Annotated in this window: 13 protein-coding genes and 3 tRNA genes; 1 reads left to right on the top strand and 15 read right to left on the bottom strand. The window is 68.8% G+C overall.

The window, feature by feature from the left end; all coding sequences use genetic code 11:
* Window positions 1-59: 59 nt before the first annotated feature.
* The 11 genes from glgX to ODE13_RS02775 all read right to left on the bottom strand — a co-directional run bounded on the left by glgX (window position 60) and on the right by ODE13_RS02775 (window position 15,520).
* On the bottom strand, window positions 60-2,123 hold the full coding sequence (gene glgX / locus ODE13_RS02825) for a glycogen debranching protein GlgX (protein WP_322477914.1): 2,064 nt from the start codon (window positions 2,121-2,123) through the stop codon (window positions 60-62).
* A complete protein-coding gene (glgA, locus tag ODE13_RS02820; protein WP_322477913.1) occupies window positions 2,120-3,568 on the bottom strand; it encodes a glycogen synthase GlgA in 1,449 nt (482 codons plus the stop codon). The genes glgX and glgA overlap by 4 nt, the downstream gene beginning before the upstream one ends.
* 30 nt (window positions 3,569-3,598) lie before the next feature.
* Window positions 3,599-4,882, bottom strand: a complete 1,284-nt coding sequence (gene glgC, locus ODE13_RS02815; RefSeq protein WP_322477912.1) for a glucose-1-phosphate adenylyltransferase — start codon at window positions 4,880-4,882, stop codon at window positions 3,599-3,601.
* Entirely contained in the window at window positions 4,879-6,801 is a 1,923-nt protein-coding gene (gene glgB / locus ODE13_RS02810; protein WP_322477911.1) for a 1,4-alpha-glucan branching protein GlgB, read from the bottom strand. Before glgB ends, glgC begins: the two co-directional genes overlap by 4 nt.
* Before the next feature lie 30 nt (window positions 6,802-6,831).
* On the bottom strand, window positions 6,832-9,216 hold the full coding sequence (locus ODE13_RS02805; protein ID WP_322477910.1) for a glycogen/starch/alpha-glucan phosphorylase: 2,385 nt from the start codon (window positions 9,214-9,216) through the stop codon (window positions 6,832-6,834).
* Between the two features lie 145 nt (window positions 9,217-9,361).
* Window positions 9,362-9,435 (bottom strand) — tRNA-Met (locus ODE13_RS02800).
* A gap of 55 nt (window positions 9,436-9,490) precedes the next feature.
* A tRNA-Thr gene (locus ODE13_RS02795) sits at window positions 9,491-9,562 on the bottom strand.
* Between the two features lie 82 nt (window positions 9,563-9,644).
* Window positions 9,645-11,612 carry a DEAD/DEAH box helicase gene (locus tag ODE13_RS02790; RefSeq protein WP_322477909.1) on the bottom strand — a complete coding sequence of 656 codons (1,968 nt, stop codon included), beginning with the start codon at window positions 11,610-11,612 and terminating at the stop codon, window positions 9,645-9,647.
* Window positions 11,613-12,101: 489 nt separating this feature from the next.
* Entirely contained in the window at window positions 12,102-12,752 is a 651-nt protein-coding gene (locus ODE13_RS02785; RefSeq protein ID WP_322477908.1) for an MOSC domain-containing protein, read from the bottom strand.
* Window positions 12,753-12,803: 51 nt separating this feature from the next.
* The gene (locus ODE13_RS02780; RefSeq protein WP_322477907.1) at window positions 12,804-13,997 is read right to left on the bottom strand and encodes a cystathionine gamma-synthase; all 1,194 of its coding nucleotides are present in this window, start codon (window positions 13,995-13,997) and stop codon (window positions 12,804-12,806) included.
* A complete protein-coding gene (locus ODE13_RS02775) occupies window positions 13,997-15,520 on the bottom strand; it encodes a pyridoxal-phosphate dependent enzyme (protein WP_322477906.1) in 1,524 nt (507 codons plus the stop codon). Before ODE13_RS02775 ends, ODE13_RS02780 begins: the two co-directional genes overlap by 1 nt.
* Between ODE13_RS02775 and ODE13_RS02770 the strand changes: the two genes are divergently transcribed.
* Window positions 15,519-16,670 (top strand): 3-methyladenine DNA glycosylase, encoded by a 1,152-nt coding sequence (locus ODE13_RS02770; protein WP_322477905.1) that lies wholly within the window; start codon window positions 15,519-15,521, stop codon window positions 16,668-16,670. The two genes, ODE13_RS02775 and ODE13_RS02770, sit on opposite strands and share 2 nt — an antisense overlap.
* Before the next feature lie 25 nt (window positions 16,671-16,695).
* Here ODE13_RS02770 and ODE13_RS02765 read toward each other — a convergent pair whose 3' ends face one another.
* From ODE13_RS02765 to ODE13_RS02750, 4 genes are all read right to left on the bottom strand, one after another.
* Entirely contained in the window at window positions 16,696-17,385 is a 690-nt protein-coding gene (locus ODE13_RS02765; RefSeq protein ID WP_322477904.1) for a class F sortase, read from the bottom strand.
* 24 nt (window positions 17,386-17,409) lie between these two features.
* On the bottom strand, window positions 17,410-18,192 hold the full coding sequence (locus tag ODE13_RS02760) for a hypothetical protein (protein WP_322477903.1): 783 nt from the start codon (window positions 18,190-18,192) through the stop codon (window positions 17,410-17,412).
* A gap of 204 nt (window positions 18,193-18,396) precedes the next feature.
* Window positions 18,397-18,864, bottom strand: a complete 468-nt coding sequence (gene trxA, locus ODE13_RS02755) for a thioredoxin (protein WP_416210568.1) — start codon at window positions 18,862-18,864, stop codon at window positions 18,397-18,399.
* Between the two features lie 71 nt (window positions 18,865-18,935).
* Window positions 18,936-19,017 (bottom strand) — tRNA-Tyr (locus ODE13_RS02750).
* Window positions 19,018-19,174 lie beyond the last annotated feature (157 nt).

Here is a 19,174-nt window from a genome sequence, read left to right as displayed (position 1 = left end):
TGCTGACCCCAGCGTAGGACGGATGTGTGACACAGCCGTGAACGCGACGTCTCGCGGCGTCACGGCCCCGGTGAGGAGAACACGACCACCGATTGGGCCCCGATCCTCTGGCCACCGGACCTGCCGGGCTCGGCCTCGCCACCGGAGTCGATCTCGAGGCGCCACTGCAGATCCTCGGGGAGGCTCACCTCCACCGCGTCGCCGAGGTTGAGCACGACCGCGACGGCACCGGGCAGAGCCTCGCCGGTCGGGTCTCCGGCGGCCCCGCGCAGCACCGCGATGATCGTGCGGAGCTCAGGATCCTCCCAATGCTCCTCGGTGGCCGGCTCGCCGTCCGCACTCAGCCAGAGGACGTCCGGGTCTCCCCCGGCGCGGGCGCCCCCGTGCAGGAAGGTCCGCTGGCGCAGAATCGGCAGCCGCCGCCGGACCTCGATCAGGCCGGCGACGACGTCGAGCAGCTTCCGATCCGGTGAGGACCAGTCGATCCAGCCGATCTCGTTGTCCTGCGCGTAGGCGTTGTTGTTGCCGCCCTGGGTGTTGCCGATCTCGTCCCCGGCCAGCAGCATGGGCACACCCTGCGAGACGAGAAGGGTCGCGAGCATCGCCCGCACCCGCCGCGACCGGGCCGCGAGCACGCCGGGATCATCGGTCGGGCCCTCCACGCCGAGATTGTCGGAGTGGTTCTCGCTGTGCCCGTCGCGACCGTCCTCGAGATTCGCCTCGTTGTGCCGCGCGGTGTAGGAGACGACGTCGGCGAGGGTGAACCCGTCGTGGGCCGTGATGAAGTTGACTGACGCCGTGGGGGCACGTCCCGAGTGGTCGAAGGCCGCGGCTGAGCCGAGCAGCCGTTCACCGAGGGCTCTCACCGCGTCCTGATCGCCGCGCCATGCCCGGCGCACGTCGTCGCGGAAGCCGTCATTCCATTCCGACCACGGATGCGGGTATCCCCCGAGCTGATAGCCGTCGGGCCCGAGGTCCCACGGCTCGGCGATGAGCTTGACGTCGGCGAGCACCGGATCCTGCCCGGCCGCCTGGAAGAAGGCCACCCTCGGGTCGAATCCGTCGGGGCCGCGCCCCACGGCGGTGGCCAGGTCGAAGCGGAACCCGTCGATCCCGTAGCGCGTCGCCCAGTGGCGCAGGCTGTCCAGCACGAGGCGCAGCACCGTGGGTCGTTCAGTCGCCACGGTGTTCCCGGTGCCGGTGTCGTCGATGTGCGTGCCATCGTGCAGCCGGTAGTAGCCGGAGGCGTCGAGCCCGCGCAGACTGAGCGTCGGTCCGCCGTCCCCACCCTCTCCGGTGTGGTTGCAGACGACGTCGATGAACACCTCGATGCCCGCCTCGTGCAATGTGTGCACCAGGCCGCGCATCTCGGCGTCGGCGTCGCGGATCGCGTAGCGCGGCTCCGGCGCGTGCCAGGCGATCGGCTGGTACCCCCAGTAGTTGCTCAGGCCCCGCTCGACGATGTGCTCATCGTCGAGGAACGCCTGCACCGGCAGCAGCTCGACGGCGGTGACGCCGAGCGAGGTCAGGTGGTCGATGATCGCGGGGTGAGCGATCCCGGAGTAGGTGCCGCGCAGCTCCTCCGGGACCTCGGGGTGCGTCGCGGTGAGCCCTTTGGCGTGCGCTTCGTAGATGACGAGATCGGCAACGTCATGGCGTGGCCGGTTCGCGGCAGGGTCGGGCCCGGCGGGCTCTCCGAGGACGATCCCCTTCGGCACGGCGGGAGCACTGTCGGGCCTGTCGCGGGCGAGCGTGACTGAGCCGTCGTCGGGTTCCTGCACCCTGGAGTCCGACATGAGCCGGTCCCACCGCGCCGGCGCGTCGAGGGCGCGTGCATAGGGGTCGATCAGCAGCTTCTGCTCATCGAAGCAGAGACCTTGCTCGGGCGCGAAGGGACCGTCGGCGCGGAGGCCGTAGCGTGCGCCCGCCTCGATGCCCCGGACGTGGGCGTGCCAGACGCCGCCGGCGTGGTGGGGCAGCGGGATCCGCTCTTCCTGCTCACCTTCGAAGAGGCAGAGCCAGACGCGTTCGGCATCGGGGGCCCAGACGGCGACGTTCGCGCCCTCTTCGGACAGGGTGATGCCCAGCGGCCAGGGGCGGCCGCGCGAGACACGGTCCTTCACCGCACCAGCTCCTGGAACAGCTGGGCATAGTGCGCACCCGAGGCGGCCCAGTCCACCGGCGTGGTCATCGCGCGGTCGCGCACCTCTCGCCACGCCTCCTGGTCCTGGTAGAGGCTCGCGGCGCGGTCGAGCGCATCCCTGAGCCCTGTGGTGCTGATGTCGGTGAACGTGAAGCCTGTGGCCGTGCCGGACGCGCGGTGCTCGTCCGTGGCGTCCACGACCGTGTCGCGCAGCCCACCTGTGGACGCGACGAGCGGCAGCGCGCCGTACCGCAGGCCGTAGAGCTGCGTCAGGCCGCACGGCTCGAACCGTGACGGCACGAGCACGAGGTCACCACCGGCGAACATCCGGTGGCTGAGCGGCTCGTCATAGCCAATGCGCACCCCGACGGCGTCGGGACGGTGCGCGGCGACCTCGCGGAGGCTCTGCTCATGGCCGGGGTCTCCGGAACCGAGCACGACGACCGCCCCGCCTCCCTCCACGAAGGCGGGCAGTGCCTCGAGCAGCATGTCGACGCCCTTCTGATGGGTCAGGCGTGTGACGACGACGGCGAGCGGTCCGGACGGCTCCGCGAGCCCGAACTCCTTCAGCAGCGAGGCGCGGTTCTCAGCCTTAGGGCCGGGCGACGCGGCCGAGAACGGCGTCGTGTGCGGATCCCGCGCGGGGTCCCATACAGTGGCGTCGATGCCGTTGACGATTCCGTGCATCTCCCCACGATCCCGACGCTCCGCGACGACGCCCTCGAGGCCGAAGCCGAACTGGGGCGTCGTGAGCTCCTCCGCATAGGTGCGGCTGACCGTGGTGAGCCGCGAGGCATGCACCATCCCGGCCTTCAGTGCGCTGACGGCGCCGTGGTATTCGATCCCCCCAGGATGGAAGTCACCTGTCGGCAGGTTCAGACGGTCCAGCTGGTCAGCGTCGAAGACGCCCTGGAACGCGATGTTGTGGATCGTCATCACACTCGGAACAGCGGATCCGGCGTACCTGAGGTACGCCGGCACGAGCCCGGCCTGCCAGTCGTGGGCGTGCACGATGTCGGGGCGCCATCGGTCGCTCGTGCCCTCGATCGCGATCTGCGCGGCGGCCCAGCTCAGCGCCGCGAATCGCAGGTGGTTATCCGGATGGTCGTGATGATCGACGGAGTAGGGACCACCGGGCCGGTCGAACAGGTGGGGCGCGTCCAACAGCAGCACCTCGAATCCGTCGACCGTGCACGCGCGCACACATGCTGGCCCACCGAACAGGTCGTCGCTGCGCCAGATGCGGCGGGATCGGACGACCCTCTCGAGCACGGTGGGGTAGGCCGGCATCAGCACACGCGAGCGCCAGCCGTGAGATTCCAGTGCCCCGGGAAGGGCGCCCACCACGTCGGCCAGGCCCCCGGTCTTCATCAGGGGCGCACACTCCGACGCGACGGAGAGCACTCGACCACGCAGGCGGGGCATAGGGGGTCCTTTCAGGGGCACCAGGACAGACTAGTCGAGCGCGGCGGCGCGGCGGTCGAGCATGTCCTGCGTGATGAGTGTCACCCCTTTCGCGGTGCGCCGGAACCACTTCGCGTCTTCTTCCGGATCCTGACCGATCACCAGGTGGTCGGGGATCCGCACACGGCTGTCGATGACGCAGCGACTCAGCTGCGCATGCCGGCCCACTTCGGCGTACGGCAGCGCGACGACGTGATCAAGGGTCGAATAGGAGTGCACCCGGTTCCCCGTGAAGAGCAGAGAATTGTGCACGTCGGAGCCGCTGATGATGGTGTCCCCTGAGATCAGCGACTGGATCGCCTGCCCCCGACGGTCCTCCTCGTCATGGATGAACTTCGCCGGCGGCGTGTGCTCGGCGTAGGTCCAGATCGGCCACTTCTGGTCATACAGGTCCAGGGGCGGCACGAACTCCGTAAGGTCGATGTTGGCCTGCCAGAACGAGTCGATCGTCCCGACGTCACGCCAATAGGGGCTGGTCTCGAGACCGCTCATGACGCATGACTCGCTGAACCGGTGTGCGTATGCGGCGCCGCGACTGACCAGCAGCGGAATGAGGTCATGGCCGAAGTCATGGCTCGACTCCGCGTCGTTCATGTCGTCCAGGAGCAGCCCGCGCAGGAAGTCCCAGTCGAAGACGTAGATGCCCATCGAGGCCAGCGCGACATCCGGATCGCTGGGAGTCCCGGGCGGGTCGGCCGGCTTCTCGAGGAAGTCGACGATGCGGTCGCGCTCGTCGATGTGCATGACGCCGAAGGCTGTCGCCTCGTGGCGTGGCACGGTCAGACAGCCCACGGTGACGTCGGCGCCCGTCTCGACGTGCTGGCGGAGCATCACCTCGTAGTCCATCTTGTACACGTGGTCGCCCGCGAGCACGATCACGTACTCGACTCCGTAGTCGTCGACGATGTCGATGTTCTGGGTCACCGCGTCCGCGGTGCCGAGGTACCACTTGCCCTCTTCGACGCGCTGGCTGGCGGGAAGGATGTCCAGGTATTCGTTGCGTTCGGCGCGGAAGAAGCCCCAGCCGCGCTGCATATGCCGGATCAGCGAATGTGCCTTGTACTGGGTGGCGATCGCCATCTTGCGGATGCCCGAGTTGAGCGCGTTTGAGAGGGGGAAGTCGATGATCCGCGATTTTCCGCCGAAGTGCACGGCGGGCTTCGCGCGTCTGTCGGTGAGCTCCTCGAGGCGGCTGCCGCGCCCGCCTGCGAGCACGAAGGCCATGGCCTGACTGGTCAGCCGAGTGGGTGCGCCGGGCTCGATCGAGGTGTTCATGAGTATTCCTCCACGAAATAGATGGCCGAGAGAGGGGGAAGAGTGAGCAGGGCGGACTGCGCCTCCTGCACGGTGGGCACGGGCTCAGTCTCCACCGCACCGCCGTGACCCCGATCGCCGCCGCCGTAGGCGGAAGAGTCGGTGTTCAGCGCCTCCCGCCAGCGGCCCGCGACGGGGAACCCGATGCGATAGCCGGTGCGTTCGACAGGCGCGAGGTTGAGCACGACCACCACGTGTGGATCACCGGCGTCGCCCCGCCGGGTCCAGGCGAGGACCTGGTCCTCGGCCGCGTCGACGAGCAGCCAGGAGAACCCGTGACCGTCTGCGTCGTGACGGTGCAGGGCGGGCTGTTCGCGGTAGAGCCGGTTGAGATCCCGGACGACGGCCTGCACGCCGGCGTGACCGGGGTCGTAGAGGGACCCCCAGTCGAGCTCTCCCGAGTGGTTCCATTCGGCGGTCTGGCCGAACTCCTGGCCCATGAACAGCAGCTTCTTGCCCGGGTGTCCCCACATGTAGCCGTAGAACGCCTTGAGGCCGCCGAGCTTGTCGGCATGCGAGCCCGGCATGCGCCCGTACAGGGATCCCTTGCCGTGGACGACCTCGTCATGGCTGATCGGCAGCACGAAGTTCTCGCTGAACGCGTAGGAGAGGCCGAAGGTGAGGTCGTCGTGGTGGTACCGCCGGTGGACCGGGTCCCTGCTGAAGTACGTCAGCGAGTCGTTCATCCAGCCGAGGTTCCACTTGTAGCCGAACCCCAGTCCGTCGGCGTCGACGCGGCGGGTGACCCCGGGGAACGAGGTGGACTCCTCAGCGGTCATCGCGACGCCGTCATGCGCCCCGTAGACCGCGACGTTGGTCGCGCGCAGGAAGTCGATGGCCTCATAGTTCTCCCGGCCTCCGTCGCGATTCGGGATCCACTCCCCCTCCTCGCGCGAGTAGTCGCGGTAGAGCATCGAGGCGACCGCATCGACGCGCAGACCGTCGAGGTGGTACTGGTCGATCCAGTACAGGGCGTTCGCGACGAGGTATCCACGCACCTCGGGTCGCCCGTAGTTGTAGATGAGGGTCTTCCAGTCGGGATGGAAGCCCTGGCGCGGATCGAGGTGCTCGTAGAGCGCCGTGCCGTCGAATCGGGCGAGACCGTGCGCGTCAGTGGGGAAATGGCCCGGCACCCAGTCGGCGATGACGCCGATCCCTCTCGCGTGTGCAGCATCTACGAAGGCGGCGAACTCGCGCGGGGTGCCATGACGGATCGTCGGTGCGTACATTCCCACGGGTTGGTAGCCCCAGGACCCGTCGAACGGATGCTCGCTGACGGGCATCACCTCGATATGGGTGAATCCGAGGTCCACGACGTAGTCGACCAGCTCCGTCGCAAGTTCCAGATAGGACAGCGGGCGGCCCCCTTCGGCCCGCCGCCAGGACCCGAGGTGCACCTCATAGACGCTGATCGGGCTGTCGACCGCGTTGGCCTCGGCTCGTCGGTCGAGCCATTCCTGGTCCTGCCAGTCGTGGGCGTCGAGGCGACGCACCACGGACCCCGTCGCGGGCGGATGCTCACTGCCGAAGCCGACCGGGTCCGCCTTCTGCGGCAGGTGGCCGCCCTCGCGGTCGTGCAGGTCGTACTTGTAGATCGCACCCTCGGCGACGCCGGGCACGAACGTCTCCCACACCCCTGTGGATCCGACCGTCCGCAGCGGATGCGCCTCGGCGTTCCAGTGGTTGAAGTCCCCGACGACGGCGACACGGGAGGCGTTCGGGGCCCACACCGCGAAGTGCACACCGTCCACGCCCTCATGGGTCATGAGATGTGCCCCGAGCGCGTCCCAGAGGCGATGATGCGTTCCCTCCGAGATGAGGTGCTCGTCGAGCGCGCCGAGCACAGGACCGTGGCGGTGTGGATCCGTCTGATGAGCCATCGCCGGGACCTTTCGTCGAGGAGAAGACGGTCACTGCGCCGGAGGGATGTCCCAGATCTCCTTCATGTATTGGCCTATGGCGCGGTCGGAACTGAAGCAGCCGACCCGAGCCATGTTCAGCACCGCCATGCGTTGCCACCGCTGCGGATCGCGGTACGTCCTGTCTACCAGCTCCTGGGAGGAATTGTAAGCGTCGAAATCAGCGGCGACGAGGAACCAGTCGCTGGTCCACAGGTGGTCGAGGAGACTGCCGTAGCGGCCCGGTTCGTCAGGGCTGAACGTGCCCTCTGCGACAGCCTGCAGCACATCCTGCAGCGCCTGGCTCTGCTCGATCGCCGTCCGTGCGTGGTCCGGCTGCTCGCGGCGCGCCGTGACCTCCTCGCCCGTGAGTCCGAAGAGGAAGAAGTTCTCGGCGCCGACCTGTTCGCGGATCTCGACGTTCGCCCCGTCGAGGGTGCCGATCGTGAGCGCTCCGTTGAGCGCGAACTTCATATTGCCGGTGCCGGAGGCCTCCATGCCCGCCGTCGAGATCTGCTCGGACAGGTCTGCCGCAGGAATGAGCTTCTCGGCCATCGTGACGTTGTAGTTCGGCGGGTAGACGACGCGCAGTCTGTCGCGCGTCTCGGGGTCGTCGTTGATGACTCGCCCGACGTCGTTGATCAGCCGGATGATGTCTTTGGCGGCCGCGTAGCTCGGTGCGGCCTTGCCGCCGAAGATCTTGACCCGAGGCACCCAGTCGGCCTCCGGATCCGCCTTGATCCTCTGCCAGCGCGAGACGGTCCACAGGATGTTCAGCAGCTGTCGCTTGTATTCGTGCAGACGCTTGGCCTGCACGTCGATGAGCGAGCCCAGCGGAAGCTCGATCGCGTGCTCATCGGCGAGCCACGACGCCAGGCGCCGCTTCGCCTGGTGCTTGGCGCTCCCGAAGGCCTCCAGGAAGCCGGCATCCTCCGCGTGGTGCTCGAGGTCGCGCAGCCGCTCGAGGTCGGACTCCCAGCCCGGGCCGATCCTCTCGGTGACGAGGTCCGCGAGCGCAGGATTGGCGAGCTTGAGCCAGCGGCGCGGTGTGATCCCGTTGGTGACGTTGATGAGGCGACCCGGCGTGAGCGCCTCGAGGTGAGGGAAGAGGTTCCGGCTCACCAGGTCGGTGTGCAGCGCTGAGACGCCGTTGACCCGGTGGCTGGTCGCGAACGCGAGGTCACCCATCCTGACGTGACCGTGCTCGATGAGATGCACCTCGTCCGCCGCGTGACCGTGGACCTCATGGATCCTCCGGTCCAGCCGTTCGATGATCTGCAGGTGGCGGGGAAGCAGATGGCGCATCAGGTCGACGGGCCACATCTCGAGAGCCTCGGGCAGCAGCGTGTGGTTCGTGTAGCTCAGCACCTGCGTGGCCAGGTCGACGGCGCCGTCGAAGGCGAATCCGTGGTCGTCGACGAGCAGGCGGATCAGCTCGGGACCGGCGATTGCGGGATGTGTGTCGTTCATCTGGATGGCCGCCTGCTCCGGCAGGCGACGCAGGTCGTCCTGCGTGGCGAGGGACCGCCGCAGCACGTCCTGCACCGAGGCGGACGTGAGGAAGTACTCCTGGGAGAGACGCAGCTCCCTGCCCAGATCCGTGGTGTCCGTCGGGTAGAGCACCCGGTTCAGCGTGCGGGCCCAGGTCTCGAGGTCGGCCGCCCCCATGAAGTCGCCGGCATTGAACCGGTCGAGATCGAGCAGGTCGCCGCCCGGGAGCGCTGACCACAGACGCAACGTGTTGACCCACCCGCCCCCGTAGCCGACGACCGGTGTGTCGTGCGCGGCCGCGATGATCCGGGTCGCCGGGCGCCACACCTCGCGCCCGTCGACTTCGTCGAGCTCGCCGCCGAACCGCACCTCGTAGGCCGTCTCGGGTCGCGTGAAGCTGAAGGGATCACCGTGGGAGAGCCACTCGTCCGGGCGCTCGATCTGTCGCCCGTCCTCGAAGTGCTGCCGGAAGAGTCCGCGCTCATAGCGCAGGCCGTAGCCATAGGCCGGACATCCCAGAGTGGACATCGACTCGAGGTAGCAGGCGGCCAGACGTCCCAGCCCCCCGTTGCCGAGCGCCGGATCCGGTTCGTCGTCGACGACGTCGGCGACGTTCACGCCCAGGTCGTCGAACGCGGCGACCACGGCATCACGCAGCTGCAGATTGATGGCGGCATCCTCAAGGAGCCGGCCCGGGAGGAACTCCATGGAGAGGTAGTTGACGCTCTTGAGTCCTTCATCCCGGGTGCGCCGTGCGGCCTCGAGCCACGGGGCCGTCGCCCTGTCGCGCAGCACGTGCGAGAGCGCCACACGCCAGTCGAGCACGCTCGCACGGTCCGGTTCGACGCCGACGGAATACCTGAGATGGTGCAGCAGGGCGGAGCGCAGCTCCGGTAATGTCGGCATGCTCCACAGCTTAGCGCCGGGCTGACCGCGGGCCGTGCTGGATCCCGCGCGGCCCAGGCCTTGAGGCGGGCCTCTGCTGCCGCACAGAGATGACGCGACCCCCGGACCGTGGTGGTCCGGGGGCCGCGTCATCGTCAGGCATCGGTAGCGGTGGCGGGGCTCGATCCCGCGACCTCACGATTATGAGTCGTGCGCTCTAACCAGCTGAGCTACACCGCCACAGAATGAGAAATGCCCGCGCCGCGCGAGATGCGCTGCGCGGGCTCTCATCCAGAGCCCCAACCGGGAATCGATCCCGGGACCTCAGTCTTACCAAGACTGCGCTCTACCACTGAGCTATTGGGGCAACGGCATGAAACTCTACCACCAGCCCTGCCAGCGGCAAAAACCGGGATAGAGAGACGTCCGTCACTGGATCATGCGGGGATTCAGCGCCAACGCGGCTTGCGCTGACGCTCTGCCTTGTCGCCGCCGAAACCGCCCTTGCGGTGCCCGCTGCGCGCACCACGGTCGCCACCACGGTCACCACCACGGCTTCCGGCGCCGGAGTCCTTCTCCAGACGGATCAGCTCGCCGCCGATCCGCGTCTTGGCCAGCGCCTCCCACTGGTCACTGGAGAGGTGCTCAGGCAGCTCCACCAGCGAGTGGGTGTTGCGGATGTCGATCCCGCCGATCTTCTTCGCCGGCAGGCCCGCCTCGTTCGCGATGGCACCGACGATGTGACCGGGTGCCACGCCGTCGCGACGCCCCAGGGCGATCTTGTACATGGAGTTGCCCGGCCCAGCCTCGCGAGGAGCACGCGGGCCCCGGTCGCCCCTGTCGGAGCGCGGACCGCGCTCAGCACGGTCGTCATCGCGCTCCCGGCCGGCACGCTCGGCCTCGCGGACCAGCTCGTCGGAGCCCTTCTCGTCGAGCAGCAGCGGACGCCCGTCGTGGACCATCGCCACCAGGGCGGCGGCCACATCCTCGGCCGGGGTGTTCTGCTCGGACACGTAGGAGCTCACCAGCCCGCGGTACTCCTCCAGGTCCTCGGAGGAGAGCGTCTGAGTGATCCGCTCGGAGAACCGCTGCAGACGCGAGGCGTTCACATCGGCCACCGTCGGCATGGACATCGGCTCCACCTTCTGACGGGTGGCCTTCTCGATGGCCCGCAGCAGGCGCCGCTCCCGCGGAGTCACGAACAGCACGGCCTGGCCGGAGCGTCCGGCGCGGCCGGTGCGCCCGATGCGGTGCACATAGGACTCGGTGTCGAGCGGGATGTCGTAGTTGAACACGTGACTGATCCGCTCGACGTCGAGCCCGCGGGCGGCGACGTCGGTGGCGACAAGCACGTCCACCCGACCGTTGCGCAGGTTGTCCACGGTGGCCTCGCGCAGCTTCTGCGGGATGTCGCCGTTGATGGCCGTGGCACGGAAGCCGCGGGCACTCAGCCGGTTGGCGACCTCTTCGGTGGCCGAGCGGGTGCGCACGAAGACGATGGCGGCGTCGTGCGCCTCGGTCTCCATGATGCGGGTCAGCGCCTCCAGCTTGGAGGAGTGACGGACCTGCACGTAACGCTGGTTGATGGTCGACGAGGTCGACGTGGTCGACTTGACCGAGACCTCCACCGGGTCATTGAGGTAGTTGGCAGAGATCCGGCGGATGGCCCGCGGCATCGTCGCCGAGAACAGCGCAGTCTGCTTGTCAGCAGGAGTCTGCTCCAGGATCTGGTCGACCTCCTCGGCGAAGCCCATGCGCAGCATCTCGTCGGCCTCGTCGAGCACCAGGTGCTGGATCTCGGAGAGGTCCAGCGACCCGCGGGAGAGGTGGTCGATCACACGGCCGGGAGTGCCCACCACGACGTTGGCACCACGGCGCAGGCCGGACAGCTGCGGGCCGTAGGGCGCACCGCCGTAGATGGGCAGCACGGTGAGGCCGTCGATGTCGGCGGCGTAGGTGGAGAACGCCTCCGCCACCTGCAGGGCCAGCTCACGGGTGGGGGCGAGGACCAGCGTCTGCGGGGCGGTGCCCACCTCGCCGGCGTCGGCGGCACGAGCCATGTGGGTCAGGGCCGGCAGTGCGAACGCTGCGGTCTTGCCGGTGCCGGTCTGGGCCAGGCCGACGACGTCACGGCCCTGGTTCAGCAGCGGGATGGTCTGCGCCTGGATCGGCGAGGGGGTCTCGTAGCCGAGCCGCTCGGTGACGGCCAGGACACGAGGGTCCAGGCCCAGGTCCACGAAACGGGGGCCCTCCTGCTTCGGAGCCTCCTGCTCGGGCTCGGCCGGCTTCTCGGCCTGCTCGGGCTGCGACTGGTCCTGCTGCTCGACCTGCTGCGGGGCGTTCTCCGGAGTCTCGGTCTGCTCTGGGCTCTCGACGGAATCGGGGGTGTCCGGCGTCTCAACGGTGGGTGTGCTCATGGGTGAGGCTCCTTCGTCATGATGGGCGGCCTCGAGTCCCCGCGCTCGCCCTCTGCACACGGGCGTCGACCGCCTCTGCTCGACTTCGCGTCAAGGGCAGGGCAGGGTGCACGTGCTCTGGTGGGGCGTGATGGGACGGGGACTCTGCGGCCACTGGTGGGCTCCGGAGTCGACCCGTGAAAACACACACGAACCTCGACAGCTTCCTCAGGCGCCGAACGGATCGGCGCGCACCGATCATCGGTGCAGAGAAGCTGGAGTAGCAAGAGAAGACGGGATCTTCCGGAGAATGCTCTTCAAGTGTAGGGCACGCAGAGGAGATCCCCCGCATCCCGAGACGAACATCACGTCTGCGGGCGCCCCCTCCCCCGGAGTTGAGATGGTGAGTTTCCGCCGGAATAACATCGATTCGGCACCCATTCGGGCGGAAACTCACCATCTCAACGCAGGGTGGGAGGACTGCCCGTATGGGGCTGCCCGACACGCCCGTCAGTCGTTCGGGCGGGCCGCCGTCGGGCTCTTGGCCAAGGCGAGCTCGCGGATCGTCATCTCCGGCGCCTCGGCCACGGAGATGATCTCCACCTGGTCACCGGCACGGACCTCTCCGGGCGTGACGACCCGGAAGTACGTACCAGGCCGCCCAGCCTGCAGGAACCGCTTCACCCAGCCGGGCTGCTCCATCCGCCGACCGAACGTCGCACACGGGATCCGCGGGCGGGTGACCTCCAGGATCAGCCGCTCCCCCACACGCCAGCGCTCGCCCGGGTGGGCGCCGTCGACGTCGAAGCCCTCACCATCGGCGCCGGAGATCCGCAGATTCTCGCCGAAGGTGCCAGGCGGGATCTCCTGGCCCAGCTGCTCTGCCCACCAGGCGGCGTCGGCGGCCGCGTAGGCGTACACGGCCTTCTCCTCGCCCCCGTGATGCTTCCGGTCGGCCTGGACGTCGCCGTGCAGGCCGAGGGTGCGCACCCTGACTGCACCCTCGACGGGGCGCTTGTCGATGCCGGTGATCCCGACAGGGCCGGCGTCGTCGCGGACCAACTGGTCCACCACGCAGACGGCGTCCACGGTGCCGGTCATGCCCAGCCGCTGCGCGGCGGCGGCCAGACAGGCCGGAGAGGAGACAGGGTCGAGACTCATGGACGACAGTGTAGGGACCCGAACCGCAGAGGCATCACGGAGCGTGTCGGCTCAGAGCCCGGCGAGCGCCTTGTCCAGGTCATCGATGAGGTCGGTGACGTCCTCGATGCCCACGGAGAGCCGCAGCAGGTTCTCCGGCACCGCCAGCTCGGTGCCGCGCACCGAGGCGTGAGTCATCTCATGCGGGTAGTTCATGAGCGACTCGATGCCGCCCAGCGACTCGGCGAGCACGAACAGGCGCGTGGCCTCGGCGACCTTCCGCGCGGCGGGCTCCCCGCCGACCAGCTGGAGCGAGACCATACCGCCGAAGCCGCTCATCTGGGTCTTCGCCAGCTCGTGACCGGGGTGGTCCGGCAGCCCCGGGTAGAGCACCCGCTCGACGCCGGGGTGGTCCACCAGGTGCTCGGCGATCGTCTGGGCGTTGCTGCAGTGCCGGTCCATACGCACCCCGAGGGTCTTCAGCCCGCGTGTGGTCAGGTAAGCGTCCAGCGGCCCGGAGACCGCGCCGACCGCGAACTGCTGGAAGGCGACCTTCTCGGCCAGTTCCGCCGCCGCATCGTCGGAGCCCAGCACCACCGCACCGCCGACGACGTCGGAGTGGCCGCCGATGTACTTGGTGGTGGAGTGCACCACGATGTCCGCGCCGAGGGTGAGCGGCTTCTGCAGATACGGGGTGGCGAAGGTGTTGTCCACGACCAGCAACGCGCCGCGGGCGTGGGCGATCTCGGCCAGCTTCGGGACGTCCACCACGGTCATCAGCGGGTTGGACGGGGTCTCCACCCACAGGAGGGTGGCGTCGTCACCGTCGAGCTCGGCGGCGACCCGCTCGTGGTCGGAGAGGTCCAGCGGAGTGTTCGCGATGCCCCAGTCGCCATGGATCCGGCTGATCAGGCGGTAGCTGCCGCCGTAGGCGTCGTTGCCCATCACGATCCGCTGCCCCGGGCGCATCACGGCCCGGATGAGCGCGTCCTCGGCGGCCAGCCCGGAGCCGAAGCTGAAGGCGTGCCCGCCGCCCTCGACGGCGGCCAGCTGGGTCTGCAGCGCGGTGCGAGTCGGGTTGCCCGCTCGGCCGTAGTCGTAGCCGTTGCGCAGATTGCCGATGCCGTCGGGGGCGAAGGTGGTGGAGAAGTGCAGGGGCGGCACCACGGCGCCGAAAACCTCGTCGAGGTCCTGGCCGGCGTGGATCGCATCAGTGGAGAAGCCGCGGGCGCGCTGGGCGCCTGCGTCGTCATGGTGATGGGTCATCAGTCCTCCTCTGCACCGCTGAGGTGCGCCAACAGATCATTGCGGGTGAGCACTCCGACGATGTCGCCGTCCTCAGCCACCAGCAGGGTCGGGTCCCGGCGCAGCTTCGCCAGGACCTGGTCCACGGTCTCGGTGATGCCGACCAGCGGCAGGTTCTCACGCAGGTGGTTGGCCACCTCGTCGCGCGGATCGGCGTGCCCGACGATGAGGTCCTCGGAGAGCCGTTCCACATCGACGATGCCGTACACCTCGCCGATGCGCGCCACGCGTCCGGGCTGGTCGATCACCGGGACGATGTCGATGCCGTAGCGGTTCATCACCGACACCGCATCGCGCAGGGTGGTGGTGCGCGGGATGGAGATCACTTCCGGCAGCGCCTCCCCGACGGTGTCGCGCTTGGCAGCGAGCACGTCGGCGGCGGTCGTCGAGGACGGGTCCTTGGCCCCGGTGCCGGGAGCGGGCGAGGCATCGGTCCCGATGACGCCGTCGCGCACGGCCGCGCTGATCTCCTCCTGGCTGGCCACGCTGATCTCGGTGCCGGTGGAGGTGGACACCACGGCGCCGAAGCCGTGGTCGATCATCCACTGGTCGTTGAAGATCTTGCCGAGATAGCCGCGGCCGGAGTCCGGCAGCACCGCGACGACGACATCGTCGGGTCCCAGCTCAGCGGCCAGCTTCAACGCCGCGGCCACCGCGGTGCCGGAGGAGCCGCCGACCAGCAGCCCCTCCTCGGTGGCGAGCCGCCGCGCCATTGCGAAGGACTCGGCGTCGGTGATGGCATGCTTCTCATCCGGCACGGAAGCGTCGTAGTTCGCCACCCAGACGTCCTCGCCCACGCCCTCGACGAAGTAGGGACGTCCCTCTCCTCCGGAGTAGATGGAGCCGTCGGGGTCCGCGACGACGACTCTCACCGGGCCGGTCTCGCGGTCGGCGGAGACCTCCTTGAGATAGCGTCCGGTGCCGGTGACGGTGCCGCCGGTGCCCGCGCCGACCACCAGATGGGTGATGCGGCCTTCGGTGTCCTCCCAGATCTCCGGACCGGTGGTCTCATAGTGCGAGGCCGGTGCGGCGGGGTTGGAGAACTGGTCCGGCTTGTAGCCCCCTTCGATCTCGGCGGCGATCTGATCGGAGACCCCGTAGTAGGACAGCGGTGACTCCGCGGAGACGCCGCTGGGCCCGACGACGACGTCGGCGCCGTAGGCGCGCAGCACGTCACGCTTCTCCTGGGCGACCTTCGGCACGGTGATGAAGACGCTGCGGTAACCCTTCTGCTGGGCCACCAGAGCCAGTCCCACACCGGTGTTGCCGGAGGTCGGCTCGACGACGACGCCGCCGGGGCGCAGCCGACCGTCGTCCTCGGCCTCCTCGATCATCTTCAGCGCGATGCGGTCCTTGATGGACCCGCCGGGGTTGAGGTACTCCAGCTTCACCAGGACGGTGGCGGAGATTCCTTCTGTGACGCGGTTGAGCTTCACCAACGGCGTGCCGCCGATGAGGTCGACGACGGACTGGGCATATCTCATGCTCTCAGCCTACCGGCGCGGGCGGACATGGCTCCGGGCCGCCGCCCGCGCCGGACTCACGGCGCAACATGTCATGGTGCTGTGCTTCCATGGACGGGTGATCCACCAGCCGAGCGCAGGGAGTCCGGACGGCGAGCTCATCGTCGACCTCGGGACCCCCTACGACCTGCCGCGCAGCCTGGAGATCATTCAGCGCGGGGCCGGCGACCCGGCGTTCCGGGTGGATCCCGTCGCCCACCGAGGCGGCTCTGGAGGCACACCGGGTGCGGGCGCGTGGGCCTGCTTCCGCCTCTGGTCCCCTGCGTCCGCCCTGGAGCAGGGGCAGGCGCTGCTGCGCCTGGACCAGGTCGACGCCACGCGAGTCCGCGCCCGGGCCTGGTGCGCCGGGGCGGAGGCCTCTCCGACGGAGCTCGCCCGGACGGCGCTGGCACGTGTGCCCGCGCTGCTGGGCGCTGAGGACGACTGGGCGGGGTTCGAGCTTCTGCTCGAGGCCTCCGATGACGAGCAGTCAGCCGGGCTGGAAAGGATCCGCCGTCGTCACCCGGGAGTGCGTCTGCCCTCCAGCGGACAGCTGCTGGATCAGCTGGTGACCGTGGTCCTGGAGCAGAAGGTCACCCATGATCAGGCCCGCCACGGGTGGCGACAGCTGCTGCGCCGGCACGGAGAGCGCCCGCCCGGACCGGCTCCGGCATGGATGCGGCTGCCCCTCACGGCCAGGCAGCTGCACGCGGTGCCGTCCTGGGAATGGCATCAGATGTGGGTCCAGCCGCCGATGGCGGCCACCATCCGGCGGGTGGCCGAGCGCGCCTCCGCGCTGCACCGGCTGGCGGGAAGCCCGGCCGGCGTGAGATCCGTGGAAGAGCTGGCCGGGAGACTGACCGCGATCGACGGGGTCGGGCCCTGGACGGCCGCAGAGGCCCTGCAGCGCACACACGGCGCCGCCGACCTGCTGGCCGTGGGTGACTATCACCTGCCCGCCCTGGTGGGCGAGGCGCTGACCGGGAGCAGGACCGACGACGCCGGCATGCTGCGGATCCTGCGCCCCTGGCGGGGGCACCGCCAGAGGGTGGTGCGGCTGATCCGGGTGAGCGGATACCGGCACCAGAAGTTCGGCCCCCGGCTGAGCCCTGCGGACCACCGGAGCCGGTGACGCGCTGCCCGGGCCGGCCCGGCGCTCATCCCTGGAGGGACGCGTAGACGATGAAGTTGTCCTCCAGCTCTCCGGTCTCCTGATTCAGCCCGTCACAGGTGATCAGACGCAGCTCCGGTCCGGCGGTGTTCCCGTAGACGTCCAGCGTGGGGAACTCCTCCTGGACGAACCTGTCGGTCCGATAGACCGTGAACTCGGCGACGGATCCGTCTTCCCGAGGCACTTCGACGGTGTCGCCGACTGCCATGTCCGGAAGGTCGGCGAAGATCCCGGGTCCGCCCTCCCAGGCGTTGCGATGCCCGAGGATGACAGAGGGTCCCACCTCCCCCGGCGTGGGGCTGTGCCGGTACCAGCCCGCCGGCGAACCTGCACCGTACGGTGGGACCTCGATCACGCCGTCGTCCTGCAGGCCCAGCCGCATGACATCGGAGACGACCCCGATGCTCGGCAGCTCGATCGAGACCGGCACGGACGGCTCCATCGCCGGAACGTCCTCCTCCTGAGGCTCCTCCTGCTGAAGTCCGGGCTCCCGACGTTCTTGATCTGGCGTGGCCGTACCTGGAGTTGGCTCCTCATCCTGCGCGGCAGGGGTTCGTTCGGCGTTCAGGGGTTCGGCGTAGTCAGGTGCGGCGGGCGAGGTGCATCCGGCCAGGAGCAGCGCGACCCCCGCCGCACAGGTGGCCAGACCACCTGTGCGGCGGGCGGGGCGCGTCATCGGCATGTCGTCGACCGGCCCTTCTCAGGCGCGGACGGTCCGGCGCCGCACAGCCCAGGCGCCTCCGCCGAGAGCCAGCATGGCCAGCAGACCGCCCCCGAGGGCGAGGCTCGTGCCGCTTTCGGTCTGCACCGGGGCTCCGGTGTCAGCACCGCCGTCGGGCATCTCCTCCATCTGCGATGCCGTCAACGTCCCACAGGCAGCCGGCAGCGTCGCCGCCAGCGGCAGCTCCGGATCCAGGTCGCTCTGCTTCTCAGCCGCCTCCTCCGGCATCAGCTCAGGGTCCACCCCATGGACCACGATGACGGCGTCGCCGTCCTCGATGGAGGTCAGAGTAGCGTCATCGAGCTCGAACGTCCGCTCATAGGAATACTCCGCACCCCCGGGGAACCGGTCCACTGCGAGCCCGGAGTCAGGGCTGGTGTCTCCCTCCGTGGTGAGCGACGTGCCGATGTCACCGTAGAAGTGGTGGCCTTCGAGGGTGCTCACCACTCCGTCGCCGTCAGTGTCGGCCTCGGGCCCGGGACACACGCCCTGTGCCCCGATGTGGATGTGTTGGGCGTGCGGGAAGGGACCGTCCATGAACTCCTCGGCCGCACCGGTCACGTTCATCGTGACGGTGGCCTCCTGGCCGTGGATCTCGATCATGACGTCGCCAGAGGTGCCGCTGCCGTTGAGCTCCTCCAAGGACGTCTGCACGGACCAGGCGTCGTGCTCATGGCTATCCGCCATCGCCGGCGAGGCCGTCAGGGCCAGGCCTCCGAGGGCCAGTGCGGGAACAGCGAACAAGGTGGAAGTGCGCATCATCGTCTCCTCGTGGGTCGCGGGACGCTCGGCAAGCCTCGAGGCCCAGCTCATCGGGTCGGAATGGCTGCTTGCACGTGATGTTCGTCGCACGTCGCGATCCGGATTGGACGAAGTTCCAGAGAGTCGATGACGCCCACCCTCGGACAGACGAAGGGCCAGGCTCTGCGGAGCCTGGCCCTTCGTCATATGGTCTATCCGGGTGTGTCAGGCCTGCTGGCCCTCGGCCTCGTCCTCGGCGATCTGCCGGTGGATCTCCTCCATGTCGAGGCCCTTCACCGCGGTGATCACCTCGGTGAGCTGATCGGCATTGAGCGCCCCCGGCTGGGAGAACACCAGCACCTTCTCGCGGAACGCCATGAGCGTGGGGATGGAGCTGATGCTCGCCGCGGCGGCGAGCTCCTGCTCGGCCTCGGTGTCGACCTTGGCGAAGGTCACGTCCGGGTGCTCCTCGGAGACCTTCTCGTACACCGGGGCGAACTGCTTGCACGGGCCGCACCAGTCAGCCCAGAAGTCCACCAGGAGGATCTCGTTGTCCTCCAGCGTCTTCTGGAAGTCCTGTGCGGTGATGTCGGTGGTAGCCATGGCGGCCACGATACGCGACCGGCGGGCGGCTGTCCGCTCCGCCGTCGTCGTCGCAGAGGCCTTAAGCGCCCCGCGAAACGGCCTGGGCAGACCACGTGCCTGCCCCTGCCCGGACGCGAAGAGGCCCGGACCGCTACACGGTCCGGGCCTCTTCCTCTCGGTGGCAGATGAGGGATTCGAACCCCCGTAGGCAATGCCAGCTGATTTACAGTCAGCCCCCTTTGGCCGCTCGGGTAATCTGCCGTCTGGCCGTCGCCGGCCTTCCGTCGGAGCCCATGGCCCCGAGGCACCAGACAACTTTACCCAAGACCTCGGGATTTTTCGAATCCGCACGTGCAGAACTCCGCAGTAGGCTGGGGCTGCCCCGTTTTTCCGCCATGCCCAGAACCAAGGAGGCTTC

It is taken from the genome of Nesterenkonia sp. HG001 (assembly GCF_034438835.1).
GTDB lineage: Bacteria > Actinomycetota > Actinomycetes > Actinomycetales > Micrococcaceae > Nesterenkonia > Nesterenkonia xinjiangensis.
Note: the sequence above shows the minus strand (reverse complement) of the source record. Positions and strands in the feature narration are given on the sequence as shown.